This is a genomic window from Blautia sp. Sow4_E7, assembly GCF_052116245.1.
In the GTDB taxonomy this organism is placed as follows: Bacteria; Bacillota; Clostridia; order Lachnospirales; family Lachnospiraceae; genus Blautia_A.
In genome coordinates, this window is the sequence record NZ_JBQKLL010000112.1 from 1 (window position 1) to 1,510 (window position 1,510).

Here is a 1,510-nt window from a genome sequence, read left to right on the forward strand (position 1 = left end):
TACATTGATCGTATACAATACAACGGATGCCTGGCCTGCTTCTACAACTACTGTCTCTGTCTTGGCAGCTGTTCCAGCCGGGGTTACATAGCCTGCCGGGGCTTCTGTTTCCACAAAGTAATAGCTTCCCGGTTCTACATTATCAACTGTGATCTTTCCATCCTTGCCAGTCACATAAAAGCCACGATTTTCATCTGGATTTCCAACCTTATACAGGTCGAATTTTGCTCCCTCAAGGGCAATTCCTTCTGCTCCTGTCTTCAGCAGTTCCAGTTTTCCTTTACTTTCTTCCGTATTACTCTTCTCGAATGTATAGGTTAACTTTTCCTTCTGGCCTGCTTTTACTGTCTTTTTCTCTGTCCTTGCCGCTTCACCGCTTGGTGTTACGTAACCTGACGGAGCTTCTGTTTCTACAAAGTAATAACTTCCTGGTTCTACATTATCAACTGTGATTTTTCCATCTTTGTCAGTTACATAGGAACCACGATTCTCATCCGGATTTCCAACCTTATACAGGTCGAATTTTGCTCCCTCAAGGGCTGCTCCTTCTGCTCCTGTCTTCAGCAGTTCCAGTTTTCCTTTACTTTCTTCCGTATTACTCTTCTCGAATGTATAGGTTAACTTTTCCTTCTGGCCTGCTTTTACCGTCTTTGTCTCTGTCTTTGCCGCTTCACCGCTTGGTGTTACGTAACCTGACGGAGCTTCTGTTTCTACAAAGTAATAGCTTCCCGGTTCTACATTATCAACTGTGATCTTTCCATTTTTGTCAGTTACATAGGAACCACGATTCTCATCTGGATTTCCAACCTTATACAGGTCGAATTTTGCTCCTTCAAGGGCTTTTCCTTCTGCTCCTGTCTTGACCAGTTCCAGCTTTCCTTTACTCTCTTCTATATTGCTCATTTCGAAAATATAAAGTTTAACTTCATTCTGGCCTGCTTCTACAGTCTTAATCTCAGTCTTTGCTGCATCTCTGCTCGGCGTTACATAGCCTGCCGGTGCTTTTGTCTCTTCGAAGTAATAGCTTCCTGGGTCTACACTGATCTCAATGATTCCGTTTTCATCTGTTACTAACGGCACCTTATTGATCTTAGTATCCGCTTTTCCATCTTCCACACGGTATAAGTCGAACTCTGCTCCTGCAAGTTTTTTACCGTCTGTTCCAGTTTTTACTAGTTTCAGCTTCCCTTCGTTTTCCTTTGTATTGCTTACATTGATCGTGTACAATACAACGGATGCCTGACCTGCTTCTACAACTACTGTCTCTGTCTTAGCAGCTGTTCCAGCCGGGGTTACATAGCCTGCCGGGGCTTCTGTTTCTACAAAGTAATAGCTTCCCGGTTCTACGTTATCAACTGTGATCTTTCCATTTTTGTCAGTTACATAGGAACCACAATTCTCATCCGGATTCCCAACTTTATACAGGTCGAATTTTGCTCCCTCAAGGGCTTTTCCCTCTGCTCCTGTCTTGACCAGTTCCAGTTTTCCTTTACTTTCTTCTGTATTGCTC

General features: G+C 43.4%; 1 protein-coding gene. It reads right to left on the reverse strand.

What is annotated here, in order from left to right:
- Window positions 1-1,510: SpaA isopeptide-forming pilin-related protein (locus ACTQ50_RS19585; RefSeq protein WP_441485554.1), on the reverse strand; the 1,510-nt coding region annotated here is incomplete at both ends.